General features: G+C 64.1%; 14 protein-coding genes. 4 read left to right on the top strand and 10 right to left on the bottom strand.

The window, feature by feature from the left end; all coding sequences use genetic code 11:
* Positions 1 to 10: 10 nt before the first annotated feature.
* Positions 11 to 1,087 (bottom strand): 3-dehydroquinate synthase, encoded by a 1,077-nt coding sequence (gene aroB, locus AC1DB0_RS19435; RefSeq protein WP_054420828.1) that lies wholly within the window; start codon positions 1,085 to 1,087, stop codon positions 11 to 13.
* Positions 1,084 to 1,725, bottom strand: a complete 642-nt coding sequence (locus AC1DB0_RS19430) for a shikimate kinase (protein WP_420840123.1) — start codon at positions 1,723 to 1,725, stop codon at positions 1,084 to 1,086. The genes aroB and AC1DB0_RS19430 overlap by 4 nt, the downstream gene beginning before the upstream one ends.
* Positions 1,726 to 1,839: 114 nt before the next feature.
* Here AC1DB0_RS19430 and AC1DB0_RS19425 point away from each other — a divergent pair, with 114 nt between their 5' ends.
* Positions 1,840 to 4,287 (top strand): penicillin-binding protein 1A, encoded by a 2,448-nt coding sequence (locus tag AC1DB0_RS19425; RefSeq protein WP_346552558.1) that lies wholly within the window; start codon positions 1,840 to 1,842, stop codon positions 4,285 to 4,287.
* A gap of 57 nt (positions 4,288 to 4,344) precedes the next feature.
* Here AC1DB0_RS19425 and AC1DB0_RS19420 read toward each other — a convergent pair whose 3' ends face one another.
* The 6 genes from AC1DB0_RS19420 to hydA form a co-directional block, all read right to left on the bottom strand.
* Entirely contained in the window at positions 4,345 to 5,997 is a 1,653-nt protein-coding gene (locus AC1DB0_RS19420) for an ABC transporter ATP-binding protein (RefSeq protein ID WP_441371930.1), read from the bottom strand.
* 1 nt (position 5,998) lies between these two features.
* Positions 5,999 to 6,895: an ABC transporter permease gene (locus AC1DB0_RS19415; RefSeq protein WP_054420832.1), complete on the bottom strand. Its 897-nt coding sequence runs from the start codon at positions 6,893 to 6,895 to the stop codon at positions 5,999 to 6,001.
* A 10-nt stretch (positions 6,896 to 6,905) separates the two neighbouring features.
* Positions 6,906 to 7,847: an ABC transporter permease gene (locus AC1DB0_RS19410; protein WP_054420833.1), complete on the bottom strand. Its 942-nt coding sequence runs from the start codon at positions 7,845 to 7,847 to the stop codon at positions 6,906 to 6,908.
* Between the two features lie 6 nt (positions 7,848 to 7,853).
* Positions 7,854 to 9,455, bottom strand: coding sequence for an ABC transporter substrate-binding protein (locus AC1DB0_RS19405; protein WP_476757461.1), 1,602 nt, complete (start codon positions 9,453 to 9,455; stop codon positions 7,854 to 7,856).
* 69 nt (positions 9,456 to 9,524) lie between these two features.
* On the bottom strand, positions 9,525 to 10,967 hold the full coding sequence (locus tag AC1DB0_RS19400; RefSeq protein ID WP_476758720.1) for an amidohydrolase family protein: 1,443 nt from the start codon (positions 10,965 to 10,967) through the stop codon (positions 9,525 to 9,527).
* A gap of 48 nt (positions 10,968 to 11,015) precedes the next feature.
* Positions 11,016 to 12,464 carry a dihydropyrimidinase gene (hydA, locus tag AC1DB0_RS19395; RefSeq protein WP_476757460.1) on the bottom strand — a complete coding sequence of 483 codons (1,449 nt, stop codon included), beginning with the start codon at positions 12,462 to 12,464 and terminating at the stop codon, positions 11,016 to 11,018.
* A gap of 318 nt (positions 12,465 to 12,782) precedes the next feature.
* Here hydA and AC1DB0_RS19390 point away from each other — a divergent pair, with 318 nt between their 5' ends.
* Positions 12,783 to 13,463, top strand: a complete 681-nt coding sequence (locus AC1DB0_RS19390; RefSeq protein WP_054421363.1) for a GntR family transcriptional regulator — start codon at positions 12,783 to 12,785, stop codon at positions 13,461 to 13,463.
* Between the two features lie 127 nt (positions 13,464 to 13,590).
* Here AC1DB0_RS19390 and cyaY read toward each other — a convergent pair whose 3' ends face one another.
* A complete protein-coding gene (gene cyaY / locus AC1DB0_RS19385; protein ID WP_054420836.1) occupies positions 13,591 to 13,920 on the bottom strand; it encodes an iron donor protein CyaY in 330 nt (109 codons plus the stop codon).
* Here cyaY and lptM point away from each other — a divergent pair.
* Both lptM and lysA read left to right on the top strand, forming a co-directional pair.
* A complete protein-coding gene (lptM, locus tag AC1DB0_RS19380) occupies positions 13,871 to 14,131 on the top strand; it encodes an LPS translocon maturation chaperone LptM (protein WP_346552557.1) in 261 nt (86 codons plus the stop codon). The two genes, cyaY and lptM, sit on opposite strands and share 50 nt — an antisense overlap.
* Entirely contained in the window at positions 14,128 to 15,420 is a 1,293-nt protein-coding gene (gene lysA, locus AC1DB0_RS19375) for a diaminopimelate decarboxylase (RefSeq protein WP_476757459.1), read from the top strand. The genes lptM and lysA overlap by 4 nt, the downstream gene beginning before the upstream one ends.
* Positions 15,421 to 15,526: 106 nt before the next feature.
* Here the strand turns inward: lysA and ccsB are convergent, their stop codons facing one another.
* The gene (gene ccsB / locus AC1DB0_RS19370) at positions 15,527 to 16,894 is read right to left on the bottom strand and encodes a c-type cytochrome biogenesis protein CcsB (protein WP_054420838.1); all 1,368 of its coding nucleotides are present in this window, start codon (positions 16,892 to 16,894) and stop codon (positions 15,527 to 15,529) included.
* Positions 16,895 to 16,897 lie beyond the last annotated feature (3 nt).

Here is a 16,897-nt window from a genome sequence, read left to right as displayed (position 1 = left end):
TCCATCACGGTTACTGAGTGGTTCGTGCCAGGACGGCGCGCACCGCGTCGTCCGGGGCGGCGCGCATGAACGCTTCGCCAATGCGGGGCATGAGCACGTAGCGGATTGAGCCGCCTTCGGTCTTCTTGTCGACCTGCATCAGGTCGAGCCAGCGGTCGGCGCCCAGGTCGGGCGCCACGACCGGGCAGCCAATCGCCGCCACCAGCGCGCGCACGCGCTCGACATCGGCCCGGGCAAAGCCCGCCACGTCGGCGGACAGCTCGGCCGCCTGCACCATGCCGCAGCCCACGGCTTCGCCGTGCAGCCAGGCGCCGTAGCCCAGCCCGGACTCGATGGCGTGGCCAAAGGTGTGGCCCAGGTTCAGGATGGCGCGCAAGCCGGACTCGCGCTCGTCCTTGCCCACCACCTGCGCCTTCAGCTCGCACGAACGGCGGATGGCGTAGGCGACGGCCTGCGGGTCCAGAGCGCGCAATTTTTGCGCATTGTCTTCGCACCACGTCCAGAAGTCGGGGTCCAGGATCAGGCCGTACTTGATGACTTCAGCCAGCCCGGCCGACACTTCGCGCGCAGGCAGCGTGTTCAGCACATCGGTATCAATTTCCACCGCAACCGGCTGGTAAAACGCACCGATCATGTTCTTGCCCAGCGGGTGGTTCACGGCCGTCTTGCCGCCCACCGATGAATCCACCTGCGCCAGCAACGTCGTGGGCACTTGCAGGAAGCGCACGCCACGCATGTAGACGGCGGCAGCGAACCCGGTCATGTCGCCAATGACGCCGCCACCCAGGGCCACCAGCACGCAGCGGCGGTCCAGGCGGTGGGTCAGCAAGGCGTCAAAAATCAGGTTCAGCGACTGCCAGTCTTTGTAGGCCTCGCCGTCAGGCAGTTCAATGCGCAGCACGCGTTTACCGGTGCGGGCCAACGCGGCTTCGGCGCGTTCGCCATACAGCGCCGCCACCGTGGGGTTGGTGACGACCGCAATCGCGGTAGCGTCGGCGGGGATGCATTGGTCCAGGGCATCGATGCGGCCGGGGCCGATGTGGATGGGATAGCTTCCGCCCGGGGTGTCGACGTCAACAACGTTCATATACGCTTCTCAAAGGCTTGTAATTGCGGCAGCAACGCCTTGACCAGGGTGTGGATGGGCATCGCGCCCGTTTCCACCACCAGGTCGGCGACTTCCTTGTAGAGGGGTTCCCGCAGGGTCATCAGGTCGCGCAGGGTGCCGCGGGGGTCCGCCGTAGCCAGCAAGGGGCGGTTACGGTCGCGGCAAGTACGGCGGAACAATTCGTCCACACTGGCCCTCAAATAGACGACGATTCCGCGTTCGTGCAGCCGCTGACGATTTTCGGCCGCCAGGATCGCGCCCCCGCCGGTTGCAAGAATAATGTTGCGCCGTTGGGTACACTCTTCCAAGGCGGCGGACTCTCGGCGACGAAAACCGGCTTCGCCCTCGATTTCGAAGATAACCGGCACCCGCACGCCGCAACGCGCCTCGAGCTCATGATCCAAATCCATAAACTCGCGCCCCAGCGCACGCGCCAGGCTACGGCCGATGGTGGTCTTGCCTGCGCCCATCATCCCGACCAGGAAGACGGGCAGGTCGTGCGGCAACGACACGGTCTTGCCTGTGCACTCCATGGCGCAAGGCAAGTTTTCAGGCGCCTCGTCGGAGGGCGCTGGGTCCGGGTCAGCCTCCGGACATGAGTGGGCGGAAAAGTTCATGTCGGCATTATCACATCTGCCGCCAGTTGCCCGCGTACCACACAGAACTATCTTGTTACAGAAACCGATCCCGAGCGCTGAGCCGGGACCGGAGTTACCCGTAAAATCGCCGCGATGAGCAAGCCCCAGAATTCCTCCAAGAAAGACAAGCCCGCCAAGAGCGGCTCCCCGATCCTGCGATTCTTCGTAAAAACCGGCATCCTCTTTGCCGGCCTGTTCCTGTGCGGCGTATTGCTGGCGGGAATGGCGCTGGCGCTGGCCTGGCCCAACCTGCCAGACCTGAACGCCATGACGGACTATCGCCCGCGGGTGCCGCTGCGCGTCTATACGGCGGATCGCGTCCTGATCGGCGAATTTGGCGAAGAACGCCGCAACGTGCTGCGTTTCAATGAAATTCCGGACGTCATGAAGTCCGCGGTGCTGGCGGCCGAAGACGACCGCTTCTATCAGCACGGCGGTATCGACTGGATGGGCGTTGCGCGCGCGGGCCTGACGAACCTGATCAACATGTCGAAGACGCAGGGCGCCAGCACGATCACGATGCAGGTCGCGCGCAACTTCTACCTGTCGTCGGAAAAAACGTATTCGCGCAAGTTCTACGAACTGCTGCTGACGTTCAAGATCGAGTCCGAGCTCACCAAGGACCAGATCCTTGAGCTCTACATGAACCAAATTTATCTGGGCCACCGCGCCTACGGTTTCGCAGCCGCCTCGCGCACGTACTTCGGCAAGCCGCTAGCGGAAGTGACGCCGGCCGAAGCCGCCATGCTGGCCGGCATTCCGAAGGCGCCTTCGCGCTTCAACCCGATTTCGAACCGCCCCCGCGCCGAACTGCGCCAGCGCTATGTGCTGGGCCGCATGCAGTCGCTGGGTTACCTGACCGAGCCGGAATACAAGCAGGCGATGGCGCAACAGATCGTCATGAAGTCGGCGGAAGGCACGCCGGCCGGCGGGTATTCCATTCATGGCGAATACGTGGCGGAATTGGCGCGCCAGCTGCTGTTCAACGTCTACCAAGACAACGTCTACTCGCGCGGCATCAACATCTACACCACCGTGCAGTCGAAGGACCAGGAAGCGGCATACCGCGCCGTGCGTGAAGGCGTGCTGGAATACACGCGCCGCGCGCCCTACCCTGGCCCCGAGGAACAGCTGGACCTGCCCCCCGGCACCGAAAACAATCCGGCGGCGCTGGACGAATTCCTGGACGGCGTGTTCGACAAGTTCAGCGATAGCGGCGACCTGCTCACCGCGCTGGTCCTGTCGGCCAGCCCCACCGAAGTGAAGCTCGCGCGCAGCTCACGCGAAATCATCACGGTGACCGACAAGAAGGTGCTGGGCGTTGTCGCCCGCGCACTGAACGACAAGGCCAAGCCCGAACAGCGCATCAAGCGCGGCTCGGTGGTCTACATCCGCAAGTTCGGCGACAACTGGGAAATCATCAACCTGCCTTCGGTGCAGGCAGCGTTCGTGGCCCTGTCGCCGCAAGACGGCGCCATCCGCGCCATGGTCGGCGGTTTCGACTTCTATCGCGGCAACTTCAACCGCGTGACGCAGGCGTGGCGCCAGCCGGGCTCGAACATCAAGCCCTTCATCTACGCGGCCTCGCTGGAACGCGGCCTGACGCCGGCCACGCAAATCTCTGACCAGCCGTTCGAACTGACTGCCGCGCAAACCGGCTCCAAGGCCTGGAACCCCAAGAACTACGGCAACCAGTACGAACCGATGCTGACGTTGCGCCAGGGCTTGTACAAGTCGAAGAACATGGTGTCGATCCGCATCCTGCAAGCCATCAGCCCGCAGTACGCGCAGGACTACCTGACCCGTTTCGGCTTTGACAAGGCCCGCCAGCCGGCCGTGCTGCCGCTGGCGTTGGGCGCAGGCTCCGTCACGCCGCTGCAACTGGCCGGCGCGTTCTCGGTGTTTGCCAACGGCGGCTACCGCGTCACGCCGTATCTGATTGACCGCGTGACCGACAGCAACGGCAAGGTCATCATGCAATCCAAGCCGGTGGTGGCGGGCGACGCCGCTGCCCGCGCGATCGACCCGCGCACCGCCTGGGTCATGGACGACATCCTGCGCGGCGTGGCCACCTACGGCACCGCGGCGCGTGCTCGCGTGCTGCTCAAGCGCAACGACATCGCCGGCAAGACGGGCACGACCAACGAATCCGTGGACGCCTGGTTCTCGGGCTACACGCCGAACCTGGTTGCGACGTCGTGGCTGGGCTTTGACCAGCCGAAGTCGCTGGGCTCGCGCGAAACGGGTGGCGGCGTCGCCATGCCGATCTGGGTCGACTACATGCAAGAAGTGCTCAAGGGCGTGCCGGAAGAAAAGCCGCGTGCGCGCCCCGACGGCATCATCGTGGAAAACGGCGAGTTCTATTTCTCGGAATTCCCGCCTGGGCAGGCCGTGGCCCGCCTGGGTCTGGCCGAGGCCGACACGCTGGGTGAGTTCCTGCATGGCTTGGGCAGCAGCAGCAACGAAGATACGAAGATCAAGGTAGCGCCGGGCGTGGGAACGCAAAACGCGGCCCCGTGGTCGCAGAAGATCCCGTTCTGATGAAAAAAGGCCGGCCTGTGATGGCCGGCCTTCAGTTGCTGATGGGCAGCCGGCTTTCTACTGAAGCACCGCTTCGGCCGGCCTGAACCGCTTGAAATCCCAATGCCGGCCCGGCGCGGCGTCCAGCAACTGGCGCGTGTAGCCATCCTGCGGCCGGGTCAGCACCGCGGCCGCCTCCCCCGCTTCGACGATCTGCCCCGACTTCATCACAACAATCGAATCGCAGATCTGCGCCGCCACGCGCAGGTCGTGTGTGATGAACAGCACGGCCGTATCGGTACGGGTGCGTATGTCTTCAATCAGTTCCAGCACCTGCGCCTGTACCGACACGTCCAACGCGGAGACCGCCTCGTCGGCGATCAGGATGTCGGGCCGCAGGGCCAGGGCGCGCGCAATGCAGATGCGCTGGCGCTGCCCGCCCGAGAACTGATGCGGATAGCGCTCCATGGTGTCCGCGCCCAGCCCGACGATATCCAGCAGCTCTATCGCCCGCGCTTGCGCCTCGTCTTGTGGCACGCCGAAGTTGCGCATGCCCTCGATGATCGAATCGCCGACGCGAAGGCGCGCATTCAGCGACCGGTACGGGTCCTGGAACACCACCTGGATGCGCTTGCGCACAGGATGGAATGCCCGTTTGCTGGCCGTGGCGATTTCGGTGCCATCCAGGCGCACGCTGCCGGAACTGGGATCGATCAGGCGAGCGATGCAGCGCGCCAGGGTGGACTTGCCCGAACCGGATTCGCCCACGATGCCCACGATCTCTTTCTTGCGCAGTGTGAAGCTGACATCGCGCACCGCGTGCACCGCGCGCTTTGCCTTGAAGAAGCCGCGCTCGCTATAGGTCTTTTGCAGACCGTTGACGACCAGCACAGGTTCGCCCTTGGGCGCCTGCCGAGCCGACGGCGCCAGCCCCGGCACCGATGACACCAGCATGCGGGTGTAAGCCTCTTTCGGACGCGCCAGCACCTCGTCGCGCGTACCCACCTCGACCAGCTTTCCGCGGTTCATCACCGCAATGCGATCGGCAATTTCCGCCACCACGCCGAAGTCATGCGTGATGAACAGCACCGCAGTGTTGTGCGACTTCTGCAACTCCAGAATCAACGCCAGGATTTGCTTCTGGGTAGTCACGTCCAGCGCGGTGGTGGGCTCGTCGGCGATCAGCAGCTTGGGGTTCAGAATCAGCGCCATGCAGATGACGATGCGTTGGCGTTGTCCGCCGGAAAGCTGATGAGGATAGGACTGGTAGATGCGTTCCACGTCCGGCAGCCGCACCGACTCCAGCATGTCCAGGATCTTGCGCTTGCGCGAGGCCGCGTCCATGGCGCTATGGGTGCGCAGTACCTCGTCGATCTGCCAGCCCACCGTGCGCACCGGATTGAGCGCCGTCATGGGCTCCTGGAAGACCATGGACATGCGGGTCGCGCGTAGTTCGCGCAGGCGCTCCGGCGTGCACGCCAGCACGTCTTCGCCGTCAAGCAGGATGCGACCCGCACTGGGCCGCAGCGCATCCGGCGCCAGCAGGCCCATTACCGAAAATGACGTTACGGATTTGCCCGATCCGGACTCCCCGACCACACACAGTGTTTCACCGGCGTGTATGTCGAAGCTGATGCCTTCGACCACGTGGCGCGGCTCATCCACCGGCGCGCCTACGAGCGACACCGACAGATTCTGCACTTGCAGCACGGGCATTGTGGAATCGTTCATGTCAGACCCTTCTCGCCATCTTGGGATCAAGGGCGTCGCGCATGGCGTCACCCAGCATGTTCACGCTAAGCACGGTCAGCGCCAGGAACACGCCTGGCAGCAGAATCAGCTCCGGCTTGATCTGGAAGTACATCCTGCCTTCGGCGATCACGTTGCCCCAGGACGGAAACTCTGGCGGCATACCGACGCCCAGGAAGCTCATGACCGCCTCGGACAGCATGGCGGACGCAAAGATGAAGGTGCCCTGCACGATCAGCGGCGCCACCGTGTTCGGCACCAGATGGCGCAGCATCAGCACGTGCGTGGGCGTGCCCAGCGAAATGGCGGCTTCCACATAAGGCTCGTCACGCAGGCTCAGGATCAGGCCGCGTACCAGGCGCACCACTCGCGGAAACTCAGGCACGGCAATGGCGATGAGCACCGTCAACATGCTGGCGCCGGTTACCGCCACCAGCGCGATGGCAAGCAGGATGCTCGGCACGGACATGATGCCGTCCATGACGCGCATGATGACCATGTCCGCCGTGCGAAAGTAGCCCGCGATCACGCCCAGCGCGAGCCCGGGTATCAACGCGGCCACGGCCGTGCCCGCCCCGATCATCAGTGAAATGCGTGCGCCATGGACCACGCGTGACAGCACATCGCGGCCATAGGCATCGGTGCCAAACCAGTGCTCGGCGGAAAAGCCCTTCAGGCGCTGCATGGGATTGATGGCCATCGGGTCAGCCAGGCCCAGCAGGTTGGCCGAGACAGCGGCCAGGACGATAAGCGCAAGCGCCGCCAGCGCCGCCATGACCGGCCAGGTGGACAGCGTGCGAACCAGCGCGGACGCGGGTCGCTTGCGGATGGCAGGCGCAGCGCCGGCCCCACCCGCGATCGAGTGTATGGAAGTGGACATGCAAGTTCCTTCAATAACGGATGCGCGGATCGAACACCGAGTACAGAACGTCGATGGTCAGGTTCACACCGATGTAGACCAGTGAAAACAGCAGGATCAGCCCTTGGATCAGCGGATAATCCCGGGCCAGCACGGACTCGACCACCAGCCGGCCCAGGCCGGGCAGGTTGAACACCGATTCCGTGACGACCACACCGCTGATCAATAACGCGATGCTCACGCCGATCACGGTGATGATGGGAACGGCCGCGGTTCGCAGCGCATGCGCCATCATCACGGCGCGTTCGGTGATGCCCTTGGCGCGCGCGGTGCGAATGAAGTCTTCGCCCATCACCTCCAGCACGCTGCTGCGTGCAATGCGCGCAATCAAGGCGACAAAGCCCGTGCTCAGTGCGATGGTGGGCAGCAGCAGGTGCAGGCCGAAGGCCACCAAGCCCGCCGACGGCGACTTATAGCCTTGCACGGGCAGCCAGCCGAGCTTCATGGCAAACAGCAGGATCAGCGCGTAGCCGGTGACAAAGATGGGCACCGAAAAACCCAGCACCGAAAATGCCATCACCGCCCGGTCTGTCCGGGTGCCGCGCCGCCACGCCGAGAACACACCCAGCGGCACCGCGATCAGCGTGGACAGCAGGATGGTCGACAGCGCCAGCGCCAGCGACGGCCCCACGCGGGCGCTGATCATCGCAGTGACGGGCGTGCCCGAATGCAGCGACACGCCCAGATCGCCTTGCAGCACCTGGCCGCTCCAAAGAAGGAACTGGGTGGCCAGCGACCGGTCCAGCCCCATGTGCTCGCGAATCTGGGCCAGCTGCGTCTCGGTGGCCGCATCGCCTGCCAGCATCAGCGCCGGGTCCCCCGGCGTCAGACGCAACAGGCAAAACACCAGCACGGCCACCGTCAGCACCACGGGAACGGTTGCAAGGATGCGTCTGAGTAGGTAGCTGAACATGCTGGCTTACCGGCTTTTCTTAATGTTCCAGAACACCGGCGCGGGTGATTCCAACACGCCCGACAGCTTCTTGCTGTAGGCGGCGGCGGTCTCGATCTGGCCCAGTGTGACGGCTACGCCTTCGTCCAGCATCACGTCCTGCAACTGGTCGGCGATCTGCTTGCGTTCAGGTTCCGTCGCCGCCACCAGGAACTGATCACGCAGTGCCTCGACTTTCGGCACGGTCGGCCAGCCGAACCAGGCCTTCTCGCCGTTGGCCGACACGCCATAGTTGCGCAGCGGGTCCATGATTTCGCTGACGTGCCACGTGGTCACGAAAATGCTCCAGCCGCCCTTGGCGGGCACGTCGCGGTTGGCGCGGCGCGACAGCATGGTCATGAAGTCCATGGCCTGCAATTGAACGTTGAAGCCAGCCTGGCGCAACTGCTGCGCCATCACCACGGGAATGGCGGACGCCATGGCGATGTCGGTGGCATGCAGGATCACGACGGGCGCGCCGTCATACTTGGCCTCCTTCAGAAGCGCCTTCGCCTTGTCGATATTGGACGGCACGATCATGTCGGCACGGGTATCGCTGGAATACGGCAGGCCGCAGCCGAACACCGCGCCACAAGTCTTGAAGAACTCCGGATCGCCCACCTGCGCCTTCAGGATGTCGCCCTGCCCGACCGCATACATGGCGGCCTGGCGCACCAGCTTGTTGTCGAAGGGCGCATTAAGTTGGTTGAAGCGGTACATGGGCTGGTAGCCCATCTTGTCCAGCACGCGCAACGTCACGTCCGGTGCACTTCTGACCATCGGCACCAGGTCAAAAGGCACGGTCTCGATGTAATCGACCTCTCCGCCCAGCAGGGCATTGACGGTCGTCATCGGGTCGGCCATGGCCACCCATTCCACGCGGTCCACGTTGACCACCTTGCCGCCGGCCGTCCAGCTGGGCGCCTCCTTGCGCGGCACGTAGTCGGTATTCTTTTCGTAGACCGTCTTCACGCCCGGCTGGAATTCCTTCTGCACGAACTTGAAGGGCCCGGACCCGGTGTAATCGCTGATGGCTTGCGCCACCGGCGTTTGCGCCACGCGCTTGGGCATCATGAAGCTGGGCAGGCCGCTGGGTTTGCCCAGTGCGGACAGCACGTCCGCCGGCGCCGTCAGCACGATCTTGAAAGTCTTGTCATCGATGACGTCCATCGATGCAACCAAGGGCATGAGCTGGCGGCCGGTCTTGTCCGACTGTGCCCATCGCTGAATCGAAGCCACGCAGTCCTCGGCCTTCACGGCGGCGCCATCGTGCCATTTCAACCCATCGCGCAGCGTGAACGTATAGGTCTTGCCGTCCGGCGAGACTTCCCATTTGTCCGCCATCTGCGGCTGGATCTTGTTGTTCGCGTCCGTCGCCAGCAGCGTGTCGTAGATCATGTAGGCGTGGTTGCGCGTCTGGTGCGACGCCGTCAGCACGGGGTCCAGCACCGTTAATTTGCTGGCCATCACCACAGTCAGGGTTTCCGCCTGCGCGGGCGCCCAGGCCAGGGTAGCGGCGCAAGCCAGCGCGGCGCCGACGCGGCCCAGGCCGTAGCGCGATTCAACTCTTTGAGCGTTCAGAAAAGCCATGTCATTCCCTTGAAGTTTTTATGGAAGAACGGGGCCTGTGCCGGCCCTTCGGATGGAGTTGCGATCAGGTCACACAACGTCAAATGACAGCGGCGACATCTGTTGGGCGCTGCGGCCGGCCACCAGATCGCGCGAAGGCACCAACGCCTCGGCGCGGCGCTGGGCCTCGTCCACCTGCTCGGCGGCCTTGCGGTAATCCAGCGAATGCACCTGCCCTTCGTGCAGCACGCGGCGGCCGTCGATGTACACGGTGTGCACGGCGCGGTCCGCAGCGGCGTAAACCAGACTGCGCACCGGATCGCGCGACGGGCGCATCAAGTGATGCGTCATGTCCACCATCACGAGGTCGGCGCGCGCACCCACCGCGATGCGGCCCAGGTCTTCACGGCCCAGCGCCTTCGCGCCCCCAACCGTCGCGGCGTGGAACACTTCGCCCGTGGTGACCGCGCGCGGTGTTTGCGCCATCAAGCGAGCCAGGTAACCCACGTGGCGCATTTCCTCGATCATGTTGTGCGGATAGGTGTCCGTGCCGATACCCAGGTTGATGCCCGCGCGTCGATAGCGCCCAAAGTCGCGCAGCGCCATGCCCCGGCGCATGAAGACCGTGGGGCAATGCGCCACGCTGGCGCCCGTTTCGGACAGGATGGACAGGTCGGTCGCCGTGCCCCAGTGCGTATTCGGATGGTCGTCCACAAAGATGCCGTGTCCCACGATGCTGCCGGGGTCCAACACGCCCAGGCTGTGCAGCCACTGAACGGGTGTAAGCCCATGGCGGCGCGTGATTTCGTGGAATTCCGGAAGCGACTGTGCGGCATGTGTCTGCCAGCCAATGCCGCGACGCTTCGCCTCTTGATGACTGGCCTTCAGCAGTTCGGGCGTGCAGGTGTCGATCTGCGCGGGCACCAGCATGCCCGTCAGGCGGCCGCACTCGTGTGCCTCAGCCTTGTCGATCAGCGCCAGCGCGCGCTCCATGCCCGCCTCGCCGGCCTTCTCGTTCCAGTCGTACTCCACCACATGGCCGTTGCGCGTGTACCAGCGCGCCGAGCGGAACATGGGCGCGATATAAGCCCGCAGGCCGCTTTGCACCATGATGTCGATCCAGTGCTCGTGCGCGACCGACATGTCCACGACGGTCGTCACGCCCGACATCAGCAGTTCGGCGGCGGCCAGCGTCAGCTGCGCGGGCGCGGCTTCGTCGTCGCCTTCCATCGTGGGCATGTACTCGTACAGATTCGAGTTGTACAGGCCTGGTGACCCGGTTTCGTCTGTGTAGCCCTTGTTGATGGGTTCGTGCACCAGATGGCTGTRGATGTCCACCAGACCCGGCATCACCATCATGCCGCTGCCGCTGACGATTTGCGCATCGGGCGTGGCCGCCTGCGCCCCCGCCCCGACGTGCGTGATACGGCCGTCCGCAAACGCCACGTCGGCGTTCTTCATGTAGACGTGCTGCTGGCGCGTGTCGTCCCAGGCAACCACGAATTCGGCGTTCTTGATCAAGGTAGTCTTCAACGCAATTTCCTCCGAAATGATTTTCGAGTGTCCATGTGGCGCGTTGCGTTAGCGCCAGTCTGGCCGCGTGCCCTTGCGGGCGCTTGGCGGCGCCAGGCTGGGCAGCCCGCGCGGCAAAAACTCTCCTTGACCCGGCGCGCCCGTAAAGCGCTTGCCGTCCCAAACGACTTGTCCACGCAGCAGCGTCATCGCGGGCCACGCCCGCAGCGTCATGCCCGCGTACGGCGTGTAGTCCACCGCGTGGTGCAGGTGTTCATTGGCGAGCGTGAATTCACGCTCTTCCCAGATCACCAGGTCGGCATCGCTGCCGATGGCCAGCGTGCCCTTTCGCGGGTACAGGCCATAGGCGCGCGCCGGCTGGGTGGCGGTCAGCTCTACGAAGCGGTTCAGGCTGATACGACCGGCCAACACCCCTTCGGAATACAGCAACGGCATGCGCGTTTCGATGCCGGGGATGCCATTCGGAATATGACGGAATGCCACCTCTTGGCCGCCGGGCATCTTGCCGTCCTCGCCCGTCAGGTTGAATGGCGAGTGGTCAGACGAAAACACCGTGAAAAGGCCGTCTGCCAGCCCCTGCCAGATCTGCTCCTGGCTGGACTTGTCGCGCGGCGGTGGGCTGCACACGCAGCGCGCGCCGAAATAGCTGTCGTCCGTGCCAAGATCCGCAGCGGTCAGCAAGAGGTACTGCGGGCAGGTTTCGGCATAGACATTCAGGCCCTTGGCGCGCGCCTCGCGGATTTGCGCAACCGCTTCGCCGCCCGAGATGTGCACCAGCAGGATGGGCACGTCGATGAGCTCGGACAGAGCGATCGCGCGATGCGCGCCCTCGCGCTCCACCAGCATCGGCCGCGAAATGGCATGAAACCGCGGCGCCGTGCGGCCCGAGGCCTCCAGGCGGCGCGTCAGCCAGGCGATGCAGTCGGAGTTCTCGGCATGGATCATCGCCATGCCGCCGTGCACGCGCGCCACGTCCAGCACGTCCAGGATCTGGGCGTCGGACAACTTCAGCGCGTCGTACGTCATATACAGCTTGAACGAGGTGTAGCCGGCCTCTATCAGGCGCGGCAGCTCTTCAGCCAGCACGGTCGGCGTGGGGTCGGTCAGGATCAGGTGAAACGCATAGTCCACGCAGGCTCGGCCGTCGGCGCGCTGGTGGTAGTCGTCGATGGCGGCCTGCACCGTCGCGCCCTTGCGCTGCGCCGCGAAGGGGATCACGGTGGTCGTGCCCCCGCAGGCGGCCGAGCGCGTACCGGTAAAAAAGTCATCCGCCAACTTCACGGGCGGCGCCATCGGCTGGTCCAGGTGGCAATGGGCATCGATGCCGCCGGGCGTGACCACTCGTCCGGCCACATCGATTTCACACATGCCCGGCGCCAAGCCGCGGCCGATCTGCACGATGCGGCCGTCCACGATCCCCAGATCCGCGCGACAGATATCGCCAGCCGTTGCCAGCACCGCGTCACGCAGCACCAGATCAAAACCTTGCTTCGTCATATGCGTCAGCCCGTCTGATCCGCCCTTCCCCTGCCGCGAAGGCGTGGCGGGATGGGCATGTTGTGAGCGGATTCTAGGCCGAATACAAAAATGATTACGCTAGTGATTACCCTGAAATATACATTTCACGGCTGAATTGTTAACATTATTTTGGGCGCTGGCTGGCGGGCCTTGTCCAACGGCGGCGGCTGATCGGGTATCTTCACGTTCATCCGCCATGTTGCTGGCAACATGCGGCCTACAAGCGGCAAGCGACTGCTCATTACCCACGGCGGCGATCCCGCCCTGGCTTCTCACGCGCAAACCAAGAACGAGCCCATGGCATCAGACAAACGCGAAAACTCGGTCACCGGCATCTACGAGCGCATCTACCGCGCCATCCTGGACAACCGCCTCAAGCCCGGCACCAAGCTGGTCGAAGAGCGTCTGGCCGAAATCTTTGAAGTCAGCCGGCCGCGCATCCGCGAGGTTCTCGCGCGCCTGGCCCACGAACAGATCGTCGAACTATTTCCCCAGCGCGGCGCCTACGTCGCCAAGCCGTCCATCGAAAAAGCGCGTGACGTCTTCGAGGCGCGCCGGCTGATAGAGCCTGCCGTCGTGCGGCGCCTGACGCAGAACCTTACGCCCGAGAAGCTGGCGCGCCTGCGCGAGCATGTCCTGTTGGAACACGATGCCCGCAAGCGCGACGACAAGCGCGCCATCATCCGGCTGGCGGGCGAATTTCATATTCTGCTGAGCGAGCTGGCGGGCAACGGTGAACTGGCGCGCACCATGCGCGAGCTGTCCACGCTGACCTGCCTGGTCATCTTTCTGTACAACCTGCCCACCGCCACCAGTTGCCGCGACGACGAACACGAGCTCATTACCGAAGCCATCGCTGCGCGTGACGCCCAGCGCGCCGAGGAACTGACGCTGCATCATCTGGAGCACATCGAACAAAGCGTGAAGCTGGAATCGGTGGAAGAATCGGTGGATCTGGAAGAAGTCTTCAAATTCTGACCCACCTTGACCCATGCCCCAGCGAAAATAACGAAAAGCCCCGGGGGGTAAAACCCGGGGCTTCTTGGCACCTGAAAAGCCGGACTATGGCGGCCGGCCTATTTTTTACTGACCGGACACGCCAGCTTTATAGTTTCAGCGTAACGGGCACGCCCGCCGCGGCGGAACAGATTTGAGACAAGGCGTCCGGCATCTGCGGGCCGCCTCGGGTATCGTTCCAGTGCTGGCCGTCATAGCGGTAGTGAAAGCCACCGCTGCGCGCGGCGACCCACAGCTCCTGCATGGCAGCCTGGCTGTTCACGACGACGTGGGTATTGTCTTCAAAAACCATCGTCAGCACATTGCCGCTGCGGCTGGTTTCAACGTCGACGTCGAGCGAAGCCGCCCAGTCATCGGCCTGGCTTTCGATGCTGTCCAGCACCTGGTCGATCAACGCAAGAAATTCGGTTTCGGTCATAATCGAGCCTGCAAGAATTACGGAGTTCCCAGTGTTCCAATTGGCATTCAGCCGCATGGCTCTTCGCATTGTAGCCACGCTCGTGGCCTCCGGCATGGTCGCGGCCTGCGGGTACAAGGGGCCTTTGTATATGCCGACCCCTGACGGCAAGCCGCCCACGCGGTCGCAAACGCCGGCATCGCAAATCCCGCCCGCGCCATCGATCCCATGACCGCCGCCTTCCCCACGCCGCCAGAGCTGGCCGGCCACCCTTACTTCCAGTACCGCAACAACGTACTGTACGCCGAGGATGTGCCGCTGGACCATCTGGCGCATGGGCTAGGCACACCGCTCTACATCTATTCCCGCGCGGCGCTCAAAGGCGCCTGGGAAACCTACCGCAGCGCCATTGGGCAACGCCCCGTCCTGGTCTGCTACGGCATGAAGGCCAATTCGAACCTGGCGGTGCTGAAGGAATTCGCACGCCTGGGCGCGGGCTTTGACATCGTGTCCGGCGGCGAACTCAAGCGTGCGCTGGCGGTGGGCGCCGATCCCTCCAAGATTGTGTTTTCCGGCGTAGGCAAACAAGCCTGGGAAATGCGCGCTGCGCTGGCGGCCCAGGTGAAGTGCTTCAACGTCGAGTCCGAAGCCGAGCTGCACCGCTTGTCCGACGTGGCTGAAGAACTGGGCGTGCGCGCCCCGGTGTCGCTGCGTGTGAACCCCGATGTGGACGCGCAGACGCATCCCTACATTTCCACCGGCCTGAAAGAAAACAAGTTCGGCATTGCCATTGAATCCGCGCTGGACGTCTATCGCGTCGCGCAGTCTTTGCCGGGCTTGGACATCGTTGGCGTCGATTGCCATATCGGTTCACAGCTGACCGACATCAGCCCCTATTTCGATGCGCTGGAAAAGTTGCTGGACCTGATCGACGCGCTGGATCAGGAAGGCATCCGCATCGCCCATCTGGACCTGGGCGGTGGCCTGGGCATCCGCTACACGGATGAGACGCCCCCGTCACCCCAGGCGCTGCTTGACCGCGTGTTTGAACGCCTGAACGCGCGCGGCCAGGGGCATCTGCACCTGGTGCTGGAACCAGGCCGTTCGCTGGTGGGCAATGCGGGGGTGCTGCTGACTACGGTGCAATATCTGAAGCATGCCGAAGCGCGCAACTTCGCCATTGTCGACGCCGCCATGAACGACCTGCTGCGCCCTGCGCTCTACGAGGCGTTCCATGGCGTGCAACCGTTGCGCCCGCGCGCCGGCGATCAGGTGGCATACGAYGTCGTCGGCCCGGTGTGCGAAAGCGCCGACTGGCTGGCCCGGCAGCGCAAACTGGCCATCCAGCAAGGCGATGTGCTGGCGGTGGAATCGGCAGGCGCTTACAGCATGGCGATGGCCAGCAACTACAACACGCGCGCCCGCGCCGCTGAGGTGATGGTGGACGGGGCCAATTACCACGTGGTGCGCCAACGCGAGACGCTGGACGATCTGCTGCGCGGCGAATCCACACTGCCTTGAACGCAACCGGCGCAGTGCGTGTTGCCCCGATGAAAAAGGCCCCTCGCGGGGCCTTTCTCTTTTCTCTTTCCGTCATCTGCGGCAAGCCGCAAGACGCGATCCGGAATTACAGCTGCCCGTAGGAGTGCAGGCCCGACAGGAACATGTTCACGCCCAGGAATGCGAAGCCGGTGATCAGCAGCCCCATCAGCGCCCAGTAGGCCGCCATGGTGCCGCGCAAGCCCTTGATCAGACGCATGTGCAGCCATGCCGCGTAGTTCAGCCACACGATCAGCGCCCAGGTTTCCTTCGGGTCCCACTGCCAGTACGCGCCCCAGGCATCCGCGGCCCACAGCGCGCCCAGAATGGTTGCGACGGTGAAGAAAGCGAAGCCGATCGCGATGGCGCGATACATGATGTCGTCCAGCACCTCAAGCGAGGGCAGCGCGGCCGCAATGCGGCGGCGGCCCAGCAAGATGGCGCCGACGATCACCGCTCCCACGCCGAAGTACAGCATCCAGGTGGCCGACAGGCCATCGGTGCGAAACACCATCGGTTCGGCGCACAGCAGCACGCCCAACACGAACAGCGGCGCCAGCTTGGCCCATGACGTGGTCTGACCATGTTGCTTGACGAGGTACGCGAAACCCACCATCGCCGCCAGCGAGAACGTGCCATAGCCGATGAAGTTGGCTGGTACGTGCAGCTTCATCCACCAGCTTTTCAGCGCGGGCACCAAGGGCTGGATCTGCCCCGCATCCCGCGTGAACGAATACCAGAGCAGGAACACGACGGCGGACGTCACCACCAGCAGCACGAAGCCGCCCAGCGCGCGGGTCGCGTATTTGCGTTCGTAGTACAGGTAGAACAGCGCCGTGATCAGCGAGAACAGCACGAACACTTCGTACAGGTTGCTGACCGGGATGTGGCCCAGGTCCGGGCCCATCAGATGGCCTTCGCGCCAACGCACCAAGAGGCCGGTGACGCCCGCGAAGACTGCGCCCCAGGTCAGCGCCGTCCCCAGCCATGCGGCCGTGGGGCTGAACACGCCGATCCAGTAGCAGACCATGGCCAGCGCGAAGAGCGCGCTCATCCACAAAATGGCTGACTGGGACGAGAACAGATACTTCAGGAAGAACACCTGCTCGGCGCGGGCAAGGTCGTTGCCGTACAGCATCAACGCCAGCCCCGACGAGATCGCACAGGCGATCATCAGGTGGCGCATCGGACGCCACAGCCAGCCCATCCAGGCCAGTGCGGGCACGGTGCCGCAGAGAATGATCTTCTCGTAGTAATCCATCGCGTTGCCGTAGCGGGTCAGCGCGAAACCCGCGCCCACTGCCAGCAACAGGAAGAAAACGACATCGGTCCAGTCGGGCTTGCCGCGCCGGGCGCGGCTGTCGCCGGTTTCCGACAAGCTGTCTTGCCAGAGCGTGTCGGGCGACGCGGCGAGCGTGTCCGGTGAGGAGGGATGCGTGGTGGTCGTCGTCGACATAAA

The sequence above is a fragment of the Achromobacter sp. 10T422 genome, assembly GCF_056394065.1.
The sequence above is the reverse complement of the archived record's forward strand: the minus strand, read 5'-3'. Positions and strand labels throughout refer to the sequence as shown.